20 protein-coding genes are annotated in these 21434 nt (G+C 62.8%); 9 read left to right on the plus strand and 11 right to left on the minus strand.

The genetic code is table 11. The features are described from left to right. Window positions 1-36: 36 nt before the first annotated feature. Window positions 37-1938, minus strand: a complete 1902-nt coding sequence (gene quiC / locus ACU688_RS21800; RefSeq protein ID WP_448186361.1) for a 3-dehydroshikimate dehydratase QuiC — start codon at window positions 1936-1938, stop codon at window positions 37-39. A 212-nt stretch (window positions 1939-2150) separates the two neighbouring features. On the opposite strand from quiC, the gene ACU688_RS21805 reads away from it, so the two are divergent. Next, window positions 2151-3485, plus strand: a complete 1335-nt coding sequence (locus tag ACU688_RS21805; protein ID WP_448186362.1) for an MFS transporter — start codon at window positions 2151-2153, stop codon at window positions 3483-3485. A gap of 2 nt (window positions 3486-3487) precedes the next feature. On the opposite strand, the gene ACU688_RS21810 is transcribed toward ACU688_RS21805, so the two are convergent. Beyond that, window positions 3488-4366 (minus strand): DMT family transporter, encoded by an 879-nt coding sequence (locus tag ACU688_RS21810; protein WP_017737396.1) that lies wholly within the window; start codon window positions 4364-4366, stop codon window positions 3488-3490. Between the two features lie 183 nt (window positions 4367-4549). On the opposite strand from ACU688_RS21810, the gene ACU688_RS21815 reads away from it, so the two are divergent. From ACU688_RS21815 to ACU688_RS21825, 3 genes are all read left to right on the plus strand, one after another. Next, entirely contained in the window at window positions 4550-4963 is a 414-nt protein-coding gene (locus ACU688_RS21815; RefSeq protein ID WP_448186363.1) for a membrane lipoprotein lipid attachment site-containing protein, read from the plus strand. A gap of 183 nt (window positions 4964-5146) precedes the next feature. Then, on the plus strand, window positions 5147-6034 hold the full coding sequence (gene ypfJ / locus ACU688_RS21820; protein WP_448186364.1) for a KPN_02809 family neutral zinc metallopeptidase: 888 nt from the start codon (window positions 5147-5149) through the stop codon (window positions 6032-6034). Then, window positions 6035-7009: an alpha/beta hydrolase gene (locus ACU688_RS21825; RefSeq protein WP_448186365.1), complete on the plus strand. Its 975-nt coding sequence runs from the start codon at window positions 6035-6037 to the stop codon at window positions 7007-7009. 146 nt (window positions 7010-7155) lie between these two features. Here the strand turns inward: ACU688_RS21825 and ACU688_RS21830 are convergent, their stop codons facing one another. Genes ACU688_RS21830 through ACU688_RS21840 form a run of 3 tightly spaced genes read right to left on the minus strand, consistent with a single transcriptional unit; the run spans window position 7156 to window position 9217 of the window. Next, window positions 7156-7743: an HAD family hydrolase gene (locus tag ACU688_RS21830; RefSeq protein WP_448186366.1), complete on the minus strand. Its 588-nt coding sequence runs from the start codon at window positions 7741-7743 to the stop codon at window positions 7156-7158. Further along, the gene (tesB, locus tag ACU688_RS21835) at window positions 7740-8609 is read right to left on the minus strand and encodes an acyl-CoA thioesterase II (RefSeq protein ID WP_017737391.1); all 870 of its coding nucleotides are present in this window, start codon (window positions 8607-8609) and stop codon (window positions 7740-7742) included. Before tesB ends, ACU688_RS21830 begins: the two co-directional genes overlap by 4 nt. Before the next feature lie 38 nt (window positions 8610-8647). After that, a complete protein-coding gene (locus tag ACU688_RS21840) occupies window positions 8648-9217 on the minus strand; it encodes a GNAT family N-acetyltransferase (protein ID WP_448186367.1) in 570 nt (189 codons plus the stop codon). A 75-nt stretch (window positions 9218-9292) separates the two neighbouring features. Here ACU688_RS21840 and ACU688_RS21845 point away from each other — a divergent pair, with 75 nt between their 5' ends. Next, the gene (locus ACU688_RS21845) at window positions 9293-10213 is read left to right on the plus strand and encodes a histone deacetylase family protein (RefSeq protein ID WP_448186368.1); all 921 of its coding nucleotides are present in this window, start codon (window positions 9293-9295) and stop codon (window positions 10211-10213) included. Between the two features lie 171 nt (window positions 10214-10384). Further along, a complete protein-coding gene (locus tag ACU688_RS21850; RefSeq protein WP_448186369.1) occupies window positions 10385-11611 on the plus strand; it encodes a TIGR03862 family flavoprotein in 1227 nt (408 codons plus the stop codon). 121 nt (window positions 11612-11732) lie between these two features. Here ACU688_RS21850 and rhlE1 read toward each other — a convergent pair whose 3' ends face one another. Next, the gene (gene rhlE1 / locus ACU688_RS21855; protein ID WP_448186370.1) at window positions 11733-13067 is read right to left on the minus strand and encodes an RNA helicase RhlE1; all 1335 of its coding nucleotides are present in this window, start codon (window positions 13065-13067) and stop codon (window positions 11733-11735) included. Between the two features lie 47 nt (window positions 13068-13114). Further along, window positions 13115-14011, minus strand: a complete 897-nt coding sequence (gene yedA / locus ACU688_RS21860) for a drug/metabolite exporter YedA (RefSeq protein ID WP_448186371.1) — start codon at window positions 14009-14011, stop codon at window positions 13115-13117. Between the two features lie 160 nt (window positions 14012-14171). Here yedA and ACU688_RS21865 point away from each other — a divergent pair, with 160 nt between their 5' ends. Then, on the plus strand, window positions 14172-14633 hold the full coding sequence (locus ACU688_RS21865; RefSeq protein ID WP_448186372.1) for an Lrp/AsnC family transcriptional regulator: 462 nt from the start codon (window positions 14172-14174) through the stop codon (window positions 14631-14633). Window positions 14634-14806: 173 nt separating this feature from the next. Here ACU688_RS21865 and ACU688_RS21870 read toward each other — a convergent pair whose 3' ends face one another. The 3 genes from ACU688_RS21870 to ACU688_RS21880 form a co-directional block, all read right to left on the minus strand. Next, window positions 14807-15418, minus strand: a complete 612-nt coding sequence (locus ACU688_RS21870; protein ID WP_448186373.1) for a 3'-5' exonuclease — start codon at window positions 15416-15418, stop codon at window positions 14807-14809. Between the two features lie 25 nt (window positions 15419-15443). Then, window positions 15444-15920: a LabA-like NYN domain-containing protein gene (locus tag ACU688_RS21875; protein ID WP_448186374.1), complete on the minus strand. Its 477-nt coding sequence runs from the start codon at window positions 15918-15920 to the stop codon at window positions 15444-15446. A gap of 128 nt (window positions 15921-16048) precedes the next feature. Continuing rightward, complete coding sequence (locus ACU688_RS21880) at window positions 16049-16786, minus strand: DUF2076 domain-containing protein (protein WP_448186375.1); 738 nt, start codon at window positions 16784-16786, stop codon at window positions 16049-16051. Window positions 16787-16966: 180 nt separating this feature from the next. Here ACU688_RS21880 and ACU688_RS21885 point away from each other — a divergent pair, with 180 nt between their 5' ends. Then, entirely contained in the window at window positions 16967-17626 is a 660-nt protein-coding gene (locus tag ACU688_RS21885; protein ID WP_124527832.1) for a DUF7847 domain-containing protein, read from the plus strand. A gap of 40 nt (window positions 17627-17666) precedes the next feature. Further along, the gene (locus ACU688_RS21890; protein ID WP_448186376.1) at window positions 17667-18755 is read left to right on the plus strand and encodes an endonuclease/exonuclease/phosphatase family protein; all 1089 of its coding nucleotides are present in this window, start codon (window positions 17667-17669) and stop codon (window positions 18753-18755) included. 123 nt (window positions 18756-18878) lie between these two features. On the opposite strand, the gene hrpB is transcribed toward ACU688_RS21890, so the two are convergent. Further along, window positions 18879-21389: an ATP-dependent helicase HrpB gene (hrpB, locus tag ACU688_RS21895; RefSeq protein ID WP_448186377.1), complete on the minus strand. Its 2511-nt coding sequence runs from the start codon at window positions 21387-21389 to the stop codon at window positions 18879-18881. Window positions 21390-21434 lie beyond the last annotated feature (45 nt).

The following is a 21434-nucleotide window of genomic DNA, read 5'->3' on the forward strand; positions in this document are numbered from 1 at the left end:
CTGCGGCGCTCCCCGAAGGAAGCACCGCGCCACCGCTCACAACCGCGCTTGGCGCACCGCACCGCTGCGGGATTTGGCCATGGCCGCCAGGCGCACCGCCACGTTGGCCGCGCCGTAACCGGCATAACCGTTCTTGCGCTGGATGATCTCGAAGAAGAACCGCCCTTCGAACGGCTCGGTGTACACGTGAAACAGCTCACCACCATTGGCATCACGGTCGTACAACACGTTGTAGTACGCCAGTTCGCTGAGGAACTCGTCGTCGAAATCAAACCGCGCCGCGAGGTCATCGTAGTAGTTGAGCGGGATGTCCAGCAGCGGCACGCCCGCGTCTTTGGCCCGGCGTACTTCGGCGAAAATGTCCGCGCAGTCGAAGGCAATGTGGTGCACACCCGAGCCGCGATAGCTCGATAGCGCGTGGGAAATCGCCGTGTTGCGGTTCTCGGAAATGTTCAGCGGCAGACGAACGGAACTGCAACGGCTGCGCAGCGCGCGGCTTTTCACCAAACCGTAGGGGTCGGGCAACACCACTTCGTCGTCGGCCTCGAAATCCAGCAGGCTCTTGTAGAACAGCACCCAACTGTCGAGGCTGTCGGCCGGCAGCGCCATGGCCATATGGTCGATGCGCAGCAAGCCACCACCGGCCGCCGGCGCGGCTTGCAGGTTGAAGTCGGTGTCGTACAGCGTGCCTTCGCTGGGGTCCACCAGGTAAATCAGGCTGCCGTCCGGCGCACGCACGGCGGCCAGTTCCAGCTCGTTGGGGCCGACCAAGCCACGATAGGGCTGGCCCTTGTAGGCCACCGCCCGCTCCAGGGCCTTGGCGCTGTCCTTGACCCGCAGCGCCGTGGCGCACAACGACGGGCCGTGGGCCTCGAAAAAGTTGTGGGCGAAGGAATAAGGCTCGCAATTGAGGATCAGGTTGATATCACCCTGGCGCAACAGGCTCACGCTCTTGGAGCGATGCTGGCCAGCCTTGACGAAGCCGAGGCGTTCCAGCCAATGGGTCAGTTTGGCGCCGAGGCTTTCGTCCACGGCGAATTCGAGGAACTCGATGCCGTCGTATTCGCTGGCGGCCGGGGTATCGAACAGAATCTCCACCGGTTGCGCCGGGGCTTGCTGTTGCAGGCGCTCGCGGGTTTTCTCCTCCAGGTACAGCAAGGAGCGCAGGCCGTCCGCCGCATTCGCCCGGGTCGGCGCAGCGCGGAAACCGTCGTTGAAAATCTCCAGGGACAAGGGCCCGGTGTAACCACTCTGGATGATCGGAGCGAGAAAACCCGCCAAGTCGAATTCGCCTTGCCCCGGGAAGCAGCGGAAATGCCGGCTCCACTCCAGCACATCCATGGCCAGGATCGGCGCGTCGGCCATTTGCACAAAGAAAATCTTGTCGCCGGGGATCTGCGCGATGCCGCTCGGGTCGCCCTTGAGGGACAAGGTATGGAAGCTGTCGAGCAGCACGCCAAGGGCTGGGTGATCGACCTGGCGCACCAGGTTCCACACCTGCTGCCAGGTGTTCACATGCTTGCCCCAGGCCAGCGCCTCGTAACCGATGCGCAAGCCACGGCGGCCGGCATGTTCGGCCAACAGGCTGAGATCGTCGAGCAATATGCGCTCATCACCGACGCAATCGGCGGAGGCGTTACTGCACACCAGCACCAGGTCGGTGCCCAGTTCCTGCATCAAATCGAACTTGCGCTCGGCCCGCTCCAGGTTGCGCGCCAGGCGGTCGCGGCGGCAGCCTTCAAAGTCGCGAAACGGCTGGAACAAGGTGATGGCAATCCCCAGGTCGGCACACATCTGCCTAACTTCGCGGGGGCTGCCGTCGTAATACAACAGGTCGTTTTCGAAAATCTCTACGCCATCAAACCCGGCGGCGGCGATGGCTTCGAGTTTTTCCGGCAGGGTGCCGCTCAAGGAAACGGTGGCAATGGAACGTTGCATGGGGCGACTCCCGGCAATTATTGTTTGCGCCAAATTATTCGCCCCCAGTCTACCCACAGCAATTAAAATGTACGAACCGGTTAGTTTTTGGTGCGATTATCGAACACTAAGCCGCTTTGGCGAATTGACGATTTTTTAGCCGCTGCGCACCATCGACTCCGCAACCTGACCCAGAACACACCATAAAAATTTCAAAAAACGGGTACGACCTCATGCCTCTGCAAAATTCCGCCCTGGCCGCGCGCCCCGGCACACCGCACGCCGGCATCGGCGACAAGATCCGCGGCGCCCTGGCCGTGGGTAAAACTCGCTGGGGCATGTTGGCCCTGGTGTTCTTCGCCACCACCCTCAACTACATCGACCGCGCCGCCCTGGGCGTGATGCAACCGATCCTAGCCAAGGAAATGAGCTGGACGGCGATGGACTACGCCAACATCAACTTCTGGTTCCAGGTCGGCTACGCCATCGGCTTTGTGCTGCAAGGCCGCTTGATCGACCGTGTCGGCGTCAAACGCGTGTTCTTCTGCGCCGTGCTGTTGTGGAGCCTGGCCACCGGCGCCCACGGCCTGGCGACTTCGGCAGTGGGCTTTATGGTCTGCCGCTTTATCCTCGGGCTGACCGAGGCCGCCAACTACCCGGCCTGCGTCAAGACCACGCGCCTGTGGTTCCCCGCCGGCGAGCGTGCGGTGGCCACCGGTATCTTCAACGCCGGCACCAACGTCGGCGCGATGATGACGCCAATGCTGCTGCCGCTGATCCTGCACGTGTGGGGCTGGCAAGCCGCGTTCCTGTGCATGGCTTCGCTGGGCGCGATCTGGCTGGTGTTCTGGGGTTTGAAGTACTACAACCCGGAAGACCATCCGAGCGTTAAGCAATCGGAACTGGACTACGTGCAACGGGAAGTCGAACCAGAACAACCGGGCGTGCCGTTCAGCCGTATCCTACGCATGCGCGGCACCTGGGCCTTCGCCATTGCCTACGCGCTGACTGCGCCGGTGTTCTGGTTCTACCTGTACTGGTTGCCGCCGTTCCTGAACCAGCAATACAACCTGGGCATCAACGTGACACAGATGGGCATCCCGCTGATCATCATCTATCTGACAGCCGACTTCGGCAGTGTGGGTGGGGGGATTCTGTCGTCGTTCCTGATCGGCCGTGGCATGAACTCGATCAAGGCGCGCTTGCTGTCGATGCTGCTGTTCGCCTGCTGCATCGTCGGCGTGATCATGGCCGCCGGTTCCAGCCAACTGTGGGTCGCGGTGTTTGCCATCTCCCTGGCCATCGGTGCGCACCAGGCCTGGACCGCCAACATCTGGAGCCTGGTGATGGACTACACGCCCAAGCACATGATGAGCACGGTGTTCGGTTTCGGCGGCATGTGCGCGGCCATCGGCGGCATGTTCATGACCCAGATCGTCGGCCACATCCTCACCGTGACCAACAACAACTACACCGTGTTGTTCACCCTGATCCCGGCGATGTACTTCATTGCGCTGACCTGGATGTACTTCATGGCCCCGCGCAAGATTCCTACCGTAGACGTCTAACTCTACCTACGCCGCTGCTGCCAGGCAGCGGCCAATCCGCTCATGCAGATCACCCCGATGCCGACCACCGTGGTCACGTCGGGGGTATGGTTGAACACCAGCCAGCCCAACAACCCCGCAAACACGATCTGGCAATAGCCAAACGGCGCCAGCAAGGCCGGCGCCGCGAAGCGGAACGCCTGGGTCAACAGCAAGTGCGCGGTCATCCCGCAGGTGCCCAGCGCCAGCATCAACACACCGTGCCACAGCGTCGGGATCTGCCAGAAGAACGGCACCAGCGCACTCATCACCAAGGTATTGCACAGGCCAGCGAAGAAGTTGCTGGTGGTTGGCGTGTCGTACTGGCTGAGGATGCGCGTGAGCAACTGGTAGAAGCAGAAGAACAGCGCCGAACACAGCGGCAGCAGCACCGCCGGGGTGAACAGCTCGCCGCCGGGGTGGATGATGATCAACACGCCGACAAACCCGCAGATCACCGCCAGCCACTGGCCACGTGTGACGTGCTCGCCGAGCAGCGGCACCGAGAGGGCTGTCACCAGGATCGGCGCGAGGAAGTTCACCGCCGTGGCTTCCGCCAACGGGATGTAATGCAGCGCCGCCGTAAAGAACAGGCTGGTGCCCAACAGGCACAACGCCCGCACCACCTGCATGCCCGGCCGTTTGCTGCGCAGCACGCGCAGGCCAGACTGCGGCAGGAAAATCCCGGCCATCAACAAGGTGTGCACCAGGTAGCGCGCCCACACCACCATCACGATCGGGTAGAACCCGGCGAGGTATTTGGACAAGGCGTCGTGGCTGGAGAACAGGAAAGTGGCCACCACAATCAGCAAAATGCCTTTGAAGGGGTGGTTGACGCCGGAGAGAGGAGTGCTGACGGTCATTGAGTTCTCTTGCATGACGGGCTGAACGCGGGCTGCTCAACCCGGTAATCTAGCAGCCGGGCCTGCGTCTGCCCCAAGAGCATAACCAAACACTGTGCGAACAGCGCACTAAATCACCGGATTCGAGTCCAACGTCCCACGTTTGCCCGTACGTTGCACACTTTTTAACCAAGGCCTGCCGCTATGAAAAAGACCCTGTTCGTTCTGTCTGCCGTTGCCCTGCTTGCCGCTTGCAACCAGGAAGCCAAGGAAGCCCCCAAGCCCGCGCCCGCCTCCGTGCAAGCGACGCTGGTGCCGGCAACCCCGCCCACCGACCAGTGGGTCGGCAAGTGGGTTGGCGTCGAGGGCCTGAACCTGACCATCGTCAAGGACGACAGCATCGGCCGTGGTCACTACATCCTCACTATGCAATACGGCCTCGACGCCGATGACTCGGGCACCTTCAAAGGTGAAGCCGCCGAAGACGGCATCGCCTTCACTCGCCCGGACGGCCCGCAACTGCTGCGCGCCGGTGACGGCGAAGCCACCGGCCTGAAGTGGCTGGCGGATAAAAAGGACTGCCTGATCGTGGCAACCGGCGAAGGCTACTGCCGCTAATAACGTCCATACTGAACCCCTACACTGCTGGAACAGGCTGCAGTTGTGGCGAGGGAGCTTGCTCCCGCTGGAGTGCGTAGCGCTCCCAGGCTTTTGGGGCTGCTACGCAGCCCAGCGGGAGCAAGCTCCCTCGCCACAATAAGCTCACTCCTATAGATGCATCGACACAAGAGGACCGCCCCCATGCTATGGAAAAAAGGCCGACGCAGCGACAACGTGGTGGATGCCCGCGATGACAGTGGCGGCGGCGGTGGCGGCATGCGCTTTGGCGGCGGCAAGGGCCTGAGCCTGACCGCCATCGTGCTGATCGTCGGCATTGGCTGGCTGACTGGCCAGGACCCGTTGCAGATCCTCGGCCAGCTCACCGGCCAGATGGAACAGGCGCCGTCGGTCAGCACCCAGACGCGCCAGGCGCCGCCGGCCAACGATGAGCAGGCGGATTTTGTCCGCGCGGTACTCGGCGATACCGAAGACACCTGGGCCCAGGTGTTCCAGGAAAACGGCCTGGCCTACAAGAACCCGAAACTGATCCTGTTCCGTGGCCGGGTGAATTCCGCCTGCGGTGGCGCCACGTCGGCCAGCGGCCCGTTCTATTGCCCGGCAGACCAGCAGGTGTACCTGGACCTGGATTTCTTCCGCGAAATGTCCCAACGCTTTAAAGCCGCTGGCGACTTCGCCCAGGCCTACGTGATCGCCCACGAAGTCGGGCACCATGTGCAGACGTTGCTGGGTATCTCAGCCAAGATCCAGGCCGCACGCCAGCAGGGCCGGCAGATGCAAGGCGACGGCGGCCTGCTGGTGCGCCAGGAACTGCAAGCCGACTGCTTCGCCGGTGTGTGGGCCAACCGCGCGCAAAAGCGCCTGAACTGGCTGGAACCCGGCGACATCGAAGAAGCACTGAACGCGGCCAACGCCATCGGCGATGACCGTTTGCAGCAACAGGGTCAGGGCCGTGTGGTGCCGGACTCGTTCACCCACGGCACCTCGGCGCAGCGCGTACGGTGGTTCAAGACCGGCTTCGCCCAGGGCCAGATCACTCAATGTGATACCTTTTCCGCCAAGAGTCTTTAAATGAATAAACGATTGGGATTGCTGCTGGGCCTGTTAGTCAGTTGTTCAACCTGGGCGGCCGGACACGGTGCCAAGGAAGCCAGTCTTGATCGATTCCCCCTGGAGGCCGGCGACCTCAGCGTCGGCCTAAGCCAGGATTGGCGCCAGCCGCTACCAGACGTGACCCGTGCGTTGATCATCGTGCACGGTCGCCTGCGTGATGCGCAGACCTACCTGGAAAGTGGCGAAAAGGCTGCCGAAAATGCAGGCCAAGGTGCCAACACCTTGGTCATCGCCCCGCGATTTCTGATCGAGGCGGATGCGCAGCACGAGCACCTGGACGACCAGATCCTGCGCTGGACCGACAACGGCTGGATGGCCGGCGAACCATCCACCGGCCCCGGTCACATCAGCTCCTACGGCGCACTCGACCAAATCATCAAGCACCTGGGCAACCGCAAGCTGTTCCCCGCGCTGAAGGAAATCGTGGTGGCCGGGCATTCCGGCGGCGGCCAGGTGGTGCAGCGTTTTGCCCTCACCAGCCACGACCATCCGAAGCTGCAAACCGAAGGCATCAGCCTACGGTATGTGGTGGCGAACCCTTCGTCCTACGCCTACTTCACCCCGCAGCGCCCGGTGAAGTTCGATGCGGCCAGTTGCCCGGGGTTCAACGACTGGAAATACGGCATGCAGAACTTGCCGGCCTACGCCAAAGGCCAGAGCCCGGCGCAGCTTGAACAGGCTTACGTGTCACGCGATATCACTTACCTGCTGGGCCAGCAGGACACCGACCCGAATCATCACGCGCTGGATAAAGGCTGCGAGGCCGAGACCCAGGGGGCGTATCGGTTGGTTCGTGGGCATAACTATTTTGACTACCTCAAGCAGCGGCATCCGCAGTTGGGGCATCGGTTGGTTGAGGTGCCGGGGGTGGGGCATAACGGGGATGGGATGTTTACGTCGCCAGAAGGGCAGAAAGTCCTGTTTGCTCAATAACCACTGGAGAAACCGGTTCACCCTGTGGGAGCTGGCTTGCCTGCGATAGCATCACCTCGGTGTAACTGAAAGACCGAGTCGCCCGCATCGCAGGCAAGCCAGCTCCCACACAAGCCAGCTTCCACAGTTGATCTCCATTGTTAGGGTTAGATCATCCGACGCAACACCGAGCAATCCTCAGCATGCCAATCCACCAACGCCGGCCACGGGTTCTCCGGCAAATTGACCAACACCGTGCGCGTCCCCGCCGCCCGGCCGCAATCCAGGTCAAAGCGGTAATCCCCCACCATCACCATCTCGCCCGGCGCCACATCCCACGCCGCCGCCAGCTTCAACAACCCATCCGGGTCCGGCTTCGGCTTGGCATCATCACGCCCCAGCACATCATCGACGGCAAAGCAGTCCGCCAGGCCAATCGCCTGCAGGGTGATGTGTGCCAATTCCCGCGCGTTGCGGGTCAGGATGCCCAGGCGATAACCGCGCCCGGCAAGCTCGCGCACCAACTCCACGGCGCCTGCGGCGGCCACCGACCCCAACGCCAGCTCGCGCTCATGCTCCAGTAACCACGCATGCTTGGCCGCCGCGACATCCTTGGGCAACGCCGCCAGGTGGGACAGGATGTCATCCTCGGGTGGAATCTCCAGCGCCTCGCGAATCGCCGCAAAGTCATGCACGGCCACCGTGAGGGTGCCGTCCATGTCGAACACCCAATGTTTAACGTCTGACAGGCTCATGCCCAATCCTTGCGATGGCGGATCAAGCCTTCCTGGGTCACCGAAGCCACCAGTTGCCCGGCGCGGTTGTACACGCTGCCCCGGGAGAACCCACGGGAATTGCCGGCCCATGGGCTGTCCATGGCGTAGAGCAACCAGTCGTCCGCGCGCAGGTCAGCGTGGAACCACAGCGCGTGGTCGAGGCTGGCGACCTGCATGTCTTTCTGCCATACGGTCTTGCCGTGGGGCAGCAGCGAGGTGGTCAGCAGGCCGAAATCCGACGCGTAGGCCAGCAGGTATTTATGCAGCGCAGGCGTGTCGGCCAAGGCGCCATCGGCACGAAACCACACGTACTTGACCGGGTCGGAGGGCTGCGGGTTGAACGGGTCTTTTTCGGTGACCGGGCGCACTTCGATGGGCTTGGGGCACAGCAGCTTGTCGCGCATGTGCTCGGGGATCAGGTGCGCGCGCTGCTGGGTCAGCTCCAGCTCCGACGGCAGGTTTTCGGGGCCGACCACCACGGGCATGGTGCTCTGGTGCGAAAAGCCTTCTTCGTCGTACTGGAACGAGGCGCTGCAGGTGAAGATCGGGTGGCCCTTCTGGATCGCGGTGACGCGGCGCGTGCTGAAGCTGCCGCCATCACGCACGCGGTCCACCGAATACACCACCGGCAATTTTGCATCGCCGGGGCGCAGGAAATAACCATGCAGGGAATGCACGTGCCGCGCTTCTTCTACGGTCTGGCTGGCGGCCGACAGCGACTGGCCGAGCACTTGGCCGCCGAACAGTTGGCGAAAACCCAGGTCCTGGCTGCGGCCGCGAAAGAGGTTTTCCTCGATCGGCTCCAGGGTCAGCAGGTCCACCAGATCTTCCAATACTTGGCTCATAGAGCAACTCCTAAAATCTATAGGGCATTCCGGGCTGCTTATCCGTGCAGCGTGTCCAACCATTGGGCGCGGGTGATGCGGTACAACACATGATGGCGCAGCGGGTCATCGGCTGCGACCTTGGGGTGTGCAAAATCTGCCTGGGGATCGTAATGCATACCGATGGCCTGCATGACTTTTTGTGATGGCATGTTGGCTTCGGTGGTGAAGGCGACGATTTCATCCAGTTGCAAGCGATCAAATCCCGCGCGTAATGCGGTCCAGGCCGCCTCGCTCGCGTAACCCAGGCCCCAATGCTCGCGGGCCAGGCGCCAGCCGATCTCGACCGCCGGGGCGAACGCCGCGTCAAAGCCGACATTCAGCAGCCCGGTAAGGCCGATGAATTCGCCTGTATCCTTGCGCTGCAAGGCCCACAGGCCAAAGCCGTATTCGGCGAAGTGGCCGCGAATCCGCCCGATCAGCGCGGCGCTTTCCAGGTGGCTCAACTTGGCCGGGAAGTAGCGCATCACCTGGTCGTCGGCGCACATGCGCGCAAACTCCGGCAGGTCGCTGTCGCGCCATTGGCGCAGCACCAGCCTTGCGCTTTCCAGTTCGAGTATCGGCTCCATGGGTCCCCTCCCTTGCCATGTGCGTGAGTGTACAACGCGGGTAAGATCCGTCGCAGGTTCCCATCAGAAAATCCCATGCCTTTGCCACTGATCTACCACGATGACTACAGCCCCGAGTTCCCGGCGGACCACCGCTTCCCCATGGACAAGTTCCGCCTGTTGCGTGACCACCTCGTGTCCAGCGGGTTGACCGAGGACAGCCAACTGCTGCGCCCGCCACTATGCCCACCCGAGATCCTCGCCCTGGCCCATGATCCCGGCTACATCGAACGCTACATGGGCGGCGAATTGTCCCGCGAAGACCAGCGCCGCCTCGGCCTGCCGTGGAACGAAGCCCTGGCCCGGCGCACCGTGCGCGCGGTCGGCGGCTCCATCCTCGCCGCCGAACAGGCGCTGGAACATGGCCTGGCCTGCCACCTCGCCGGCGGTACCCACCACGCCCACTACGATTACCCGGCCGGCTTCTGCATCTTCAATGACCTCGCGGTGATCAGCCATTACCTGCTGGCCAGCGGCCGGGTCAACCGCGTGCTGATTTTCGACTGCGACGTGCACCAGGGCGATGGCACCGCACGCATCCTCCACGACACGCCGGACGCCATCACCGTGTCGCTGCACTGTGAAAAAAACTTCCCCGCACGCAAGGCCCAAAGCGACTGGGACATCCCACTGCCCATGGGCATGGGCGACGCCGATTACCTCAAGGTGGTGGACGACGCCCTCAACTACCTGCTGCCGCTCTACCAGCCGGACCTGGTGCTGTACGACGCCGGCGTCGATGTGCACAAGGACGACGCCCTCGGTTACCTCAAGCTGACAGACCAAGGCGTCGCCGCCCGTGATGAAAGCGTGATGCGCCACTGCCTGGGCCGCGACATCCCGGTGATGGGCGTGATCGGCGGCGGCTACAGCAAAGACCGCCCTGCCCTGGCCCGGCGCCACGGCATCCTGCACCACAGCGCACAACGGGTATGGACGTCATCAGGCTGTCATTGAACTGTGAGCGTTACCCACAATGCCTGTGGAACGGCCTGTGGATAAGTTGAGCGTAAGGGTCTGAGAGCCAGTATCTGTATGGCTTGTAGGAAGCTGTACACTTTTTGATCAGTCGTTTGCGTTCTCGTCGGGTAGAATGCTCGCCCTGTTTATTCGACCGTAGCCCTTGCCATGCCCCAGACCCCACCTCAACACGTCACCATCATCGGCGGCGGCCCTGCCGGGCTGATGGCCGCCGAAGTCTTGAGCCAGGCGGGGCTGCGCGTGGACCTGTACGACGGCATGCCGTCGGTGGGGCGAAAATTCCTGCTGGCCGGTGTGGGCGGCATGAACATCACCCATTCCGAGGCTTACCCGGCGTTCCTGTCGCGCTATGCCGAACGCGCACCGCAGATGGCGCCGTTGCTGCGTGGGTTTGGTGCCGAAGCGTTGTGCGAATGGATACATGGCCTGGGCATCGAAACCTTCGTCGGCACCTCCGGCCGGGTATTTCCTACCGACATGAAAGCCGCCCCCCTGTTGCGCGCCTGGCTCAAGCGTCTACGGGATCAGGGCGTGGTTATCCACACCCGGCATCGTTGGACGGGCTGGAACGCCGACGGTGACTTACTTATCCACAGTCCCGACGGCGAAAAAACTGTCCACAGCGATGCGGTGCTGCTGGCCCTCGGCGGCGGCAGTTGGTCGCGCCTGGGCTCTGACGGCACCTGGCTCAAGTTGCTGGAAGACAAAGGCGTGCGCAATGCGCCGCTGCAGCCCAGCAACTGTGGCTTCGAGGTGTCGGCCTGGAGTGAATTGATGGTCAGCAAATTCGCCGGCGCGCCGTTGAAGAATGTCGCCATCGGCTTGGGTGACGACAAACCTCGGCTCGGCGAGTGCGTGGTTACCGCCACCGGTATCGAGGGCAGCCTGATCTACGCGCTGTCGGCACAGATACGCGAGGCGATCAACCAAACCGGTTCGGCCACCGTGCATATCGACCTGTTGCCGAGCAAGCCTGTGGACAAGATTCAAGCCGCACTGGCCAAACCCCGTGGTTCGCGCTCAATGAGCAAACACTTGCACAGCCAGTTGGGGCTGGATGGCGTGAAGGCTGCGTTGTTGCGCGAGCTGGCGCCTGCTGAACACTTCAATGACCCGGCGCAACTGGCCGCCGCCATCAAAGCCCTGCCGCTGACCCTGGTAAAAGCCCGGCCGATGGACGAAGCGATCAGCACTGCGGGCGGCGTGCCGTTCGAAGCGCTGGATGAGCGCTTGATGCTCAAGCAATTGCCCGGGGTGTTTTGTGCGGGGGAGATGCTGGACTGGGAAGCGCCGACGGGCGGGTATTTGTTGACGGGGTGTTTTGCCAGCGGGCGAGCGGCTGGGCGGGGGATGGTGGAGTGGCTTAAGCGCTGAGATTTGTGGTGGATTCAGCACCGCTATCGCAGGCAAGCCAGCCCCCACATGTTGATGTGTGAACACCGTCAAATGTGGGAGCTGGCTTGCCTGCGATGAGGCCATCAGCCACAGCGCAAAATCACTTCTTCTTACGCGGCCCGGTATTAAACACCGGCACCTTGCGCACCGGCTTGATCGAAGGCTCGGCCGGCGCCACTTCCCCGCTGTCCACCCATTTGCCCAGGTTGCGCTTGCCGCCACCACCGGACGTTTTAGGTTTCTTCGGCTTTTTCGGTTTCTTCACCACCTGCCCACTGGCATCGGTGTCCGGCACACGGTGTTCCGGTTCGAAGTCCGGCTCCATCTTGCGGGTCAACGTCTGACGCGTGAGCATCTCGATGGCCGACAGCATGTTTACTTCATCGGCACACACCAGGGAAATCGCCTCACCGGTGTTGCCCGCACGACCGGTACGGCCAATGCGGTGGATGTAGTCTTCCGCCACGATCGGCAGGTCGAAGTTGACCACCAGTGGCAGGTCTTCGATATCCAGGCCACGGGCCGCCACGTCGGTGGCCACGAGGATCTGCACGTCACTCGACTTGAAGCGGTCCAGCGCACGTTGGCGTGTGGCTTGGGGTTTGTCGCCATGGATGCCGTCGGCGTTGATGCCCAGGCCCTGCAACTTGTCCACCAGCGCGTCCACGCCGTTACGGGTCTTGGCGAACACCAGCACCTGCTTCCAACGGCCCTTGCGCATCAGGTGCACAAACAGTTCCGGCTTGCGCTTCTTGTCCACCGGCACCACCCATTGCTTCACGGTGTTGGCGGCGACGTTGCGCGGGCTGACTTCGATGCTCAGCGGGTCGTTGAGCATCTGCCCGGCGAGCAGGCGGATGTCATCGGAGAAGGTCGCGGAGAACAGCAAGGTCTGGCGCTTTTTCGGCAGCATGCGGTAGATGTTCGCCAGCTCTTCGGAGAAGCCCAGGTCGAGCATGCGGTCGGCTTCGTCCAGCACCAGGGTTTGCAGCTGATTAAGCTTCAGCGCGTTCTGGCGGAACAGGTCGATCAGGCGGCCAGGGGTGGCGACCAGGATGTCGACGCCCTTGCGCAGCTTCATCATCTGCGGGTTGATGCTCACGCCGCCGTACACCGCGTAAGTGGTCAGCGGCAGGTTTTGCGCGTATTCAGCGACGCTGGCGTGGACCTGCTCGGCCAGCTCGCGGGTCGGGCACAGGATCAGCGCACGCGCCGAGTTGGCGGCGACTTTCGGCCCTTCCATGGTCAGCAGTTGCAGCAACGGCAAGGCGAAACCGGCGGTCTTGCCGGTGCCGGTCTGGGCCGCGGCCATCAGGTCGCGACCAGCCAACACCGCCGGAATGGCTTGCGCCTGCACCGGCGTCGGGGTCTGGTAGCCAAGCGTCTCAAGGGCGCGCAGCAAGGGTTCGATCAGGCCAAGGGAGGCGAAAGTCATGTAGTTACCGTAGGAAAATTCAGCGCAAGCACGCAATGCGCCGCAGTTTACCTTATTTCGGGCTTGGGCTTGCGCCACTGGGGCAGGCTGATCAGCAGGACGGCACTGATGATCACCAGCATCGCCAGGGCTTCTTCCATGCCGATGGTTTCGCCGACGAATACGATCCCGAGCAATACCGCCACCGCCGGGTTCACATAGGCGTAACTGGTCGCCGCTGCCGGACGTACGTGTTTGAGCAGGTACATATAGGCGTTGAAGGCGATGATCGAACCGAACACGGCGAGGTACGCCAGGGCCAGCCAGCCTTCCAGCGGCGGCATGGCTTGCAAGCGCTCACCCGTCAGCGCACTGCCGATCAACAGCGTAACGCCCGCCACCAGCATCTCCGCCGCACTGGCCATCGCGCCCTGGGGCAACGGCAAGCGTCGGCTCCACACCGAACCGAACGCCCACGACGCTGCGGCAAACAGCAGCAACGCGGCGCCCATCGGGCTCGATTGCAAGGTGCTGCCCATGTTGAGCATGGCAATGCCGGCGATCCCCAGAATCACGCCCGCCCATTCCAGACGGGTATTACGTGCCCCCCAGAAATATCCACAGAGCAAGGTAAACAACGGCACCGTCGCCACCGCCAGCGCGGCCACCCCGGACGACACGCCGGAATGCTCGGCCAGCGTCACCGCGCCGTTGCCGAAGGTCAGCAGCAAAATGCCGATCTTCGCGCACGCCTTCCACTGCTCCCAAGTCGGCGCCGGCACCCCGCGCCAGCGCAGATAGCCATACATCACCGCCCCCGCCGCAAAAAAGCGAATCCCGCCGAGCATCAGCGGCGGCCAGTACTCCACGCCGATGCGGATCACCAGGTAGGTGGAACCCCAAATCACATACAACGCAAAAAAGGCGGCGATCAACGGTAAGGGAAAGCGACTTGGGCCAGGCATTGGGTGGCTCTATGGCAGGAGAACGGATGCTTATTCTAAAAAGGCAGGCCGTTAAACATAAGTTACAAAACCTGTTTAAACCGCCCATACACTTTTCAAAGCATGGTTATGAAGGCTATAACCCATGCTTTCGAAAGCCACGCGCGACTGGAGCCTTATCATGGACAAATACGACCGCATGCTCCTCAGCGCCCTGCTCGAAGACGGCCGTGCGTCCTACGCACAACTGGCACGCACGGTGAACCTCTCGGCACCGGCCGTGGCTGAACGGGTGGCCAAATTGGAGGCCAGCGGGGTGATCACGGGGTATCAGGCCAAGGTCGATCTGTCCAAAGTCGGTTTGCCGATCCAGTGTGTGATTGAACTGCGGTTGACCAACCACGGCAGCCAGAAGGTTTACGACGCCCTGGCGGAAATTCCCGAGCTGACGGAATGCCATCGGGTGACGGGTGATCCGTGCGTGATCATGCAAGCGGCGGTGGGTTCGATGCCGGAGCTGGAGAACCTGATCAACCGGGTGGCGAAGTTCGGGTTCAGCAAGACCTCGATCATCTTGTCGAGTGCGATAGAGCGGCGGGTGCCGTTGGCGCAGTTGGAGGGCAATGGGAAAAGTGGTGGTTGAACCACCGCCATCGCAGGCAAGCAAGCTCCCACAGTTGGAATGCATTCAACTGTGGGAGCCGGGCTTGCCCGCGATGGCGTCAGTTGCCTCACAGCGGACTTGAGCGCTGTTAGTCTCGATGAACGACCCGCTCCCACATTTGGATCTGTGGTGTTCTTGGGGCTGTGGTGGGGTCAGAACCCGCGATGTTTCTTGAGGTGTTCGGTGATCTTTGCCGCCGGGACTTTCTGCAAGCTACACAGCAGGTCGTGGGACAGTTCGCGCAAGCCATGCGTCCCGCGCAGCTCTTGCGCCAAATGCGCCGTCAGGTTCGCCGCCATCTCCGCATCCGCCATCGCCCGGTGAGCCTTGCCGGTATGAGGCAACCGCGCAAAATCATTCAGCGTGCCGAGCTTGTGATTCGGTGCCGAAGGCATCAGCCGTCGCGCCAGCAGCAACGAACAGGCGAATTTCTGCAACCGCGCGCGGCGGATCAAGCCCAGCTCAAAGTCCCAGAACTTCTGGTCGAAGGCGGCGTTATGCGCCAGCAACGGCGTAGTGCCAACGAACTCATTGACCTCGTTCATCACCCGCTCCGCCGGTGGCGCGCTGCGCAGCATGGCGTTGCTGATGCCGGTGAGTTGTTCGATGAACGCGGGCACGTGCACGCCGGTTTTCATCAGGCTCTGGTAGCGGTCCACGATCTGGCCGCGCTCCAGGATGACCACGGCGATTTCCGTGGCGCGGCACTGGCTGCTGGGGCTGATGCCGGTGGTTTCAAAGTCGATGACCGCTATACGTTCCAAACCTGTTCCAACTCCGTCTAACTATTTATTTGAGCAGCAGCGCGCCTTCGATCGGCACGTAGCGGCTGGCAGCGCGTATCAGCGAATTGGCCGTCAGCCCCGGTACACCATAGGCCACGGCTTCGACGCCGTGCTTGGTGATGATGCGTTCGAGCAGCATGTCGAAATCACCGTCACCGGAGGCCAGGACGATTTCATCGACGTGGTCGGCGGCGTCCATGATGTCGAGGGTGATGCCCACGTCCCAGTCGCCCTTGGCCGAGCCGTCGCTGCGCTGGATGTACGGCTTGAGTTTTACCGTGAAGCCCAGGTTGCGCAGGATCTGCTGGAATTGCTGCTGCTTGCTGTCGCCCCGGTCGATGGCATAGGCGTACGCCTCGACGATCTGCCCGCGCGAGCTGATGTCAGCCCACAGGGCGGCGTAGTTAAAGTGGCAGCCATACGCTTGGCGCACGGTGTAGTAGAGGTTTTGTACATCGGCGAACACTGCAATTTTCTTCACCGCACTTCCCCATGACAGCCACTTGGATGCCGGGCGCGCACGCCCGCAAAGGCGCCAGTATGCCAGCCATGGGGGCGTTTCCGAGAAAAATCAGCCCGGCGCGACGAAGCGCGCCGGGCTTGGGAGGGTCAGACGAAGGAATCGTCGTCGCCATCGGTGAAAGAATCGTCGGAATAATCGCTGTCGGCAAAGCTGTCCGAGTTGTTGCTGCCCCAGTTGTCATTGCCGGCAAACTTCTGGTCGTCATTGCCCCAGCCGCCTTGATCGCTGGCCGGTGCCGGTTGTTCGATGATTTCCTCCACCACCTGCGGCTGCTGGTTGTGATGGAACAGGCTGCTGATGCCTTCGGCCAGCAACACACCACCGGCCACACCGGCCGCAGTTTTCATTGCGCCGCCGAGGAAGCCACTGCCCACCGGCGCGGCAGCTGGAGGCTGTTGATAACTTTGTTGCGGCGCAGGCGGCTGGCTGAACGACGGGCGTGCCGGCTCACGCCAGCCACCCGACGATGGCGCAGCGGTCTGGGCCGGTTGCTGCTCACGGGAACCGCCGCCACCAAAGATGCTCGACAGGAAGCCACCGCTGCTCGGCGCTGCGGCGGGGGCCGCTTGGGCTTTGGCGCGCTGTAACTCTTCCTGCAACTGCTCGATCTGTTGCGCCTGCTGCTTGTTCTGCGCGTCGAGGCTCTTGAGCGCATGTTCCTGCACCAGGATCGACTGGGTCATGTAGTACCCGGCCGCCGGTTGGCGCGTCATGTGCTCCTTGATCCGCGCTTCGGCCTGGGCGTCGCGGGGGGCTGAGTCCGTTTCGGCTTGCTGCAACCGTGAAAACAGTCCATCGATCAGGGTTTGCTCTTCGCTGTTCATGGCGACCTCGTTAGATTGCCGGTAAAAATCGTGGCCTCGCCTGACGTCAGGCTGAGTGCGATCTAGTTATGGGGGTGTTACGAGTTGTTTCAATGGTCTTTACGCAAGGTTTACGTTTGCGTCCCAAAGGTCACGATCGGTTAAAGTGTTGCCCTTGCTTTCAGGCCTGCGAAGAACTTGATGAATCCGTTAGACGTGCTGCGCGACTCCTTTCGTTTCACCCTCGGCAACCTGGGCGCCATCGTCCAGTTGTGCCTGCCGCTGGTGATCCTCGAAGCCCTGCTGCAACAGGTACTCGACCACACGCTGGGCGCGGATGCGTTCCCCGGCTACAGCGTGGTGGTGGGGTTGCTGGTGTACCCGCTGTACACCGGCGCCCTGATCCTGTTTCTCGACGCCCGCACAAGGGGCGAGTCGCCGCGCACCAAGGATGTGTGGGCCATGGCCCTGACCCTGTGGCCGCGCTTCGCCCTGCTGACGGCCATGAGCACGCTGTTGATCCTGCTGGGGCTGTCGCTGTATTTCCTGCCAGGGCTGTGGCTGATGGTGGTGTTGGCGTTTGCCGAATACCTGCTGGTGCTGCGCGGCATGTCGGCGCTGGAGGCAATGAAGGAAAGCTTGCGCCTGACCCGTGGGCATTTCTGGCGCATTCTCGTGTGCCTGCTGAGCGTGATGGCGCCGCTGTGGCTGCTCAAGGGCGCCAGTGTCGCGGCCTACCCGACGCCCGCGCCGCTGCTGGGTTTGGTGATGGACAGCGCCCACAGCTTCCTGCAACTGTTCACCAGCGTGGTGCTGTTCCGTTTATTCATGTTGATCGGTGGCGATGCCGACGCGCGGTGATATGCTCCGTGCCACCTCTGAAACGCCATAAGCCGAGCCGATGACCCGTTTATTGCGCATCACCCTGCTGGGCCTGCTGATCAGCGCAGGCCTGCTCACCGCCCTGATCTACAGCCTGACCTGGCGCCCCGAACCCAAGGAAACCCTGCCCGTCAGCTGCGTCGCACCGCGTGCGCCGACCCTGCTGCCGGGGCAGGCGCTCAAGGTCATGACCTGGAACGTGCAGTACCTCGCCGGCAAGAACTACGTGTTCTGGTACGACACCGCCGACGGCAGCGGCCCCGACGAACGCCCCACCGTCGAAGACATGGCCTTCAGCCTCGACGAAGTGGCCCGGGTGATCCGCGACGAACAGCCCGACCTCCTGCTGTTGCAGGAACTCGACGAAAACGCCAAAACCTCCCACTACCAAGACCAGCTTGCCTTGTTGCAAGAGCGCCTGGTCGACCTCTACCCGTGCAGCGCCCAGGCCTTCGACTGGAAAGCCGACTTCGTTCCCGACCGCCACATTTTCGGCAGCGTCGGCCGCAAGCTGGCGACCCTCAGCCGCTACCAGATCGAACACGCCGAGCGCCTGCAATTGCCTGCGCCCGAGGCCAATATCCTCAGCCGCCAGTTCCAACCCAAGCCGGCCCTGCTGCTGACTTACCTGCCGCTGAGCGACGGCGGTCAACTGGCCGTGCTCAACACCCGCCTGGACGGCAACGCGCCTGGGCGCAGTGCGGTGCAGGCGCAAGTGCAAGCCACGCTCAAGCTGCTGGATAAATTCGAAGGCCGGGGCACACCCTGGTTGATCGGCGGGGATTTCAACCTGCTACCCCTGGGGCAATTCCTACGCCTGGATGCGGCTAAACGCGGGCAGTATTCGCCGGACAGCGAACTGCATCTGCTGTGGGACAAATACCCGATGATCCCGAGCAACAGCCAATCCAGTGGCATTGACCGGGAGAAATGGCTGACGAATTTTCCCAATGATCCGAGCATCGATGGCCCGGATCGTACCCTGGATTATCTGTTCTACAGCCCTAGGATCAAACGGGTGGAGGCCAAGGTGCGGCAGGAGGATACGTTGCGTATTTCCAACCATTTACCGGTGATTGCGCGGTTTCTGCTACCTGCCGCGCAATAACGTGCAGTCGGAGCTGGCTTGTGTGGGAGCTGGCTTGCCTGCGATAGCGGTGGGTCAGCTGAAACTATGTCACTGATACACCGCTATCGCAGGCAAGCCAGCTCCCACATTTGATCTTCATCGTTACGGCTTTCGGGGTTTGATCCTGGCCGTCGCTTCGGCCACCAGCGGATCATCCGGCCAATAATGCTTCGGGTACCGCCCCTTCAGATCCTTCTTCACCTCGGCGTAGGTACTGCGCCAGAAGTTCGCCAGATCCTGCGTCACCTGCACCGGCCGCCGCGCGGGGGACAGCAAGTGCAACTTGACCACCTGGCGCCCGCCGGCAATACGCGGCGTATCCGCCAGCCCGAATAATTCCTGCAGGCGCACCGCCAGGATCGGCGGCTGTTCGCTGTAGTCCAAACGCACCGATGAGCCCGATGGCACTTTCACATTCTGCGGCGCCAGTTCGTCGAGGCGCTGGGGCAGCGGCCAGGGCAACAGGTTGTGCAGGAAGCTGGAGATATCCAGGTTGGCGAAATGGCTCAGACGCGAGACTTTGCCCAGGTAAGGCATCAGCCAGTGTTCGAGACCGGCGAGCAAGGCGGTGTCGCTGATGTCGGGCCATTCGCTGGTTTTGCCGGCGTCGAGGTGGCGCAGCAGCATGACGCGGGCCTGCCATTGGCGCAGCTCGGGTGTCCACGGCAGCAATTCCAGGCCTTTGCGCCGCACCAGGTTGACCAGCGCCTGACTGCGCGCGGCTTCGTCGAGGCCGGTGAGCGGTTCGCGGCTCAGTACCAGTTCGCCGACCTTGCGCTGGCGTTCGGCGCGCAGCACGCCTTCGCGCTCGTCCCAGTCGAGTTGATCGACGTTGCGCACCTGCTCGGCAAGCACCGTGTCGAACAGCGCCGGATCAAAGTCCGCCGCGAGGTAGATGCGTTCCTCACGCTGGCCCTGGCGGCTGCCGAGGTCGGCAATCACCAGCCACGCTTGTTTCATCAGGCTGTCGGCTTCGGCGAACAACGCCGCACGGCCATTGGCCAGGCGATACTCGGCGCCACCGGGGCGACGTTGCTGGGCGACGCGATCCGGGTAGGCCAACGCCAGCAAGGCGCCGAGCCAGCGCGGGTGATCGGGGTCGGCCACCGGTTGCGTGGCCTTGCCTCGTAGATAGCCACGGTATTGCCGCGCCAATTGCTTGGCCCGCTGCACGCCGCCTTGGGTTCCACGGGCGCGCTCTTCGCCGGACAGCAGCGCCAGGCGACTGTGCAAATCCGCCCCGCCGCCGCGCAAGATGTCGCGCTCACCCAACAGCGCCGCGACATCACATGCGGTGGTCGCCAGCCCCAGATCCTGCCCGCGCAACAGCAAATGAGCGATGCGTGGATGGGCCGGCAGCTCGGCCATTTTCTGGCCGTGGGCGATGAGCTTGTCGTCACTCAAGGCGCCAAGCCGCACCAGCAAATCCTGCGCCTGGGCATACGCGGCGGTGGGCGGCACATCCAGCCACACCAGTTGCGAGGGCGTGACGCCCCAGCGCGCCAGTTGCAAGGCCAGGCCGGCAAGGTCGGCGGCGAGGATTTCCGCGCTGCCATACGCAGCGAGGCCTTCATGTTGGTCTTCGGACCACAACCGGTAACACACCCCCGGCTCCAAGCGCCCGGCCCGGCCGGCACGCTGGGTCGCGCTGGCGCGGGAGATGCGCTGGGTGTCGAGGCGGGTCATGCCGCTGCCGGGGTCGAAACGCGGCACCCGCGCCAGCCCGGCATCGATCACTACGCGCACGCCGTTGATGGTCAGGCTGGTCTCGGCGATGTTGGTGGCCAGCACCACTTTGCGTTTGCCGGCGGGCGCGGGGTCGATGGCGGCGCGTTGGGCGTTGAGGTCGAGCTCGCCGTGCAGCGGGCAGAGCAGCACATCGGTGCGTTCACCGAGGGCGTCAGCCAGTTGCTGGTTGACCCGGCGAATCTCCGCCTGGCCGGGTAGGAAAACCAGCACGCTGCCCGTCTCATCGTGCAAGGCTTCAAGGATGGTCTGCACCAGGCGCGGCTCGATAAATTCCCCCGCCTGGTACGGCCGCCCCCAACGCATCTGCACCGGGAACATGCGCCCTTCACTGCGCAGGATCGGCGCGTCGTCGAGCAAGCCGGACAGGCGCTCGCCCTCAAGGGTGGCGGACATCAGCAGGATTTTCAGCGGTTGCTCATCGCGAAACAGGTCGCGGCCGTTGAGGCTCAGGGCCAGCGCGAGGTCGGCGTCGAGGCTGCGTTCGTGGAACTCGTCGAAGATCAGCAAGCCCACGCCGTCCAGCGCCGGGTCGTCCTGCAAGCGGCGGGTGAGGATGCCTTCGGTGACTACTTCAATGCGCGTATTCGGCCCGACCTTGCTGTCGAGACGGATGCGATAGCCGACGGTTTCGCCGACCTTTTCCCCCAGCTCACTGGCCAGCCGTTCCGCGGCGGCGCGGGCGGCGAGGCGGCGGGGTTCGAGCATCAGGATGGTTTGCCCGGCCAGCCACGGCTCATTCAACAACGCCAACGGCACGCGGGTGGTTTTACCGGCGCCGGGCGGCGCTTCCAGCACGGCTTCATGGCGATTCGCCAAGGCGTCACGCAGGGCGGGTAAAACATCATCGATCGGCAACGAATTCATACTGGCTCCAAAGCAGAGCGGCGAGTATAACGGCGAACGGCCGAG

The sequence above is a fragment of the Pseudomonas acericola (SeqCode) genome (assembly GCF_053456465.1).

Coding starts and splice junctions, on each gene's coding strand:
- quiC (WP_448186361.1), bottom strand. CDS start 1,938: ATGCAACGTTCCATTGCCACCGTTTCCTTGAGCGGCACCCTGCCGGAA.
- ACU688_RS21805 (WP_448186362.1), top strand. CDS start 2,151: ATGCCTCTGCAAAATTCCGCCCTGGCCGCGCGCCCCGGCACACCGCAC.
- ACU688_RS21810 (WP_017737396.1), bottom strand. CDS start 4,366: ATGACCGTCAGCACTCCTCTCTCCGGCGTCAACCACCCCTTCAAAGGC.
- ACU688_RS21815 (WP_448186363.1), top strand. CDS start 4,550: ATGAAAAAGACCCTGTTCGTTCTGTCTGCCGTTGCCCTGCTTGCCGCT.
- ypfJ (WP_448186364.1), top strand. CDS start 5,147: ATGCTATGGAAAAAAGGCCGACGCAGCGACAACGTGGTGGATGCCCGC.
- ACU688_RS21825 (WP_448186365.1), top strand. CDS start 6,035: ATGAATAAACGATTGGGATTGCTGCTGGGCCTGTTAGTCAGTTGTTCA.
- ACU688_RS21830 (WP_448186366.1), bottom strand. CDS start 7,743: ATGAGCCTGTCAGACGTTAAACATTGGGTGTTCGACATGGACGGCACC.
- tesB (WP_017737391.1), bottom strand. CDS start 8,609: ATGAGCCAAGTATTGGAAGATCTGGTGGACCTGCTGACCCTGGAGCCG.
- ACU688_RS21840 (WP_448186367.1), bottom strand. CDS start 9,217: ATGGAGCCGATACTCGAACTGGAAAGCGCAAGGCTGGTGCTGCGCCAA.
- ACU688_RS21845 (WP_448186368.1), top strand. CDS start 9,293: ATGCCTTTGCCACTGATCTACCACGATGACTACAGCCCCGAGTTCCCG.
- ACU688_RS21850 (WP_448186369.1), top strand. CDS start 10,385: ATGCCCCAGACCCCACCTCAACACGTCACCATCATCGGCGGCGGCCCT.
- rhlE1 (WP_448186370.1), bottom strand. CDS start 13,067: ATGACTTTCGCCTCCCTTGGCCTGATCGAACCCTTGCTGCGCGCCCTT.
- yedA (WP_448186371.1), bottom strand. CDS start 14,011: ATGCCTGGCCCAAGTCGCTTTCCCTTACCGTTGATCGCCGCCTTTTTT.
- ACU688_RS21865 (WP_448186372.1), top strand. CDS start 14,172: ATGGACAAATACGACCGCATGCTCCTCAGCGCCCTGCTCGAAGACGGC.
- ACU688_RS21880 (WP_448186375.1), bottom strand. CDS start 16,786: ATGAACAGCGAAGAGCAAACCCTGATCGATGGACTGTTTTCACGGTTG.
- ACU688_RS21885 (WP_124527832.1), top strand. CDS start 16,967: ATGAATCCGTTAGACGTGCTGCGCGACTCCTTTCGTTTCACCCTCGGC.
- ACU688_RS21890 (WP_448186376.1), top strand. CDS start 17,667: ATGACCCGTTTATTGCGCATCACCCTGCTGGGCCTGCTGATCAGCGCA.
- hrpB (WP_448186377.1), bottom strand. CDS start 21,389: ATGAATTCGTTGCCGATCGATGATGTTTTACCCGCCCTGCGTGACGCC.